Genomic DNA, 596 nt, shown 5'->3' with positions numbered 1-596 from the left:
GAGAAGGATTCGAACCTTCGAAGGCAGAGCCGGCAGATTTACAGTCTGCTCCCTTTGGCCACTCGGGAATCCCTCCGATGGATGGTGCCTCGGGGCGGAATCGAACCACCGACACGAGGATTTTCAGTCCTCTGCTCTACCGACTGAGCTACCGAGGCAGATGGTGGGCGATAACGGAATCGAACCGCTGACCTCTTGCATGTCAAGCAAGCGCTCTAACCATCTGAGCTAATCGCCCGTAAGAGATGACCACTTTATGGTCCCTCAAAACTACACAGAGGGGGAAATTTTATTTTGCTTCCGCTACGGATGGTTCCCACGTCGTTACCGGCGGCAAAGCCGCCGACGACTGGGGTCTCCCAGTCCCGCTGCATCAAAATAAATTTCCAGAAACATAGTACTTGCGCATATTGTTAAGGTCAAGTCCTCGACCGATTCGTACCCGTCAACTGAACGCCTCACGGCGTGTACATCTCGGGCCGATCGACCAGGTCATCTTCCTGGGGTCTTACCTACTTGCGTAGTGGGAAGTCTCATCTTTGGGTCGGTTTCGCGCTTAGATGCTTTCAGCGCTTATCCGCTCCCGACATAGCTAC

The 596-nt window shown here is 53.9% G+C and carries 2 tRNA genes and 1 rRNA gene; all 3 read right to left on the bottom strand.

The features are described from left to right. Positions 1-82: 82 nt before the first annotated feature. Positions 83-158 (bottom strand) — tRNA-Phe (locus tag GJ688_RS20105). Between the two features lie 3 nt (positions 159-161). Then, positions 162-238 (bottom strand) — tRNA-Val (locus GJ688_RS20100). Between the two features lie 177 nt (positions 239-415). Continuing rightward, positions 416-596, bottom strand: a 23S ribosomal RNA gene (locus GJ688_RS20095); the annotation flags it as partial.

Source organism: Heliobacterium mobile, assembly GCF_009720735.1.
GTDB classification, from domain to species: Bacteria; Bacillota; Desulfitobacteriia; order Heliobacteriales; family Heliobacteriaceae; genus Heliobacterium; species Heliobacterium mobile.
Note: the sequence above shows the minus strand (reverse complement) of the source record. Positions and strands in the feature narration are given on the sequence as shown.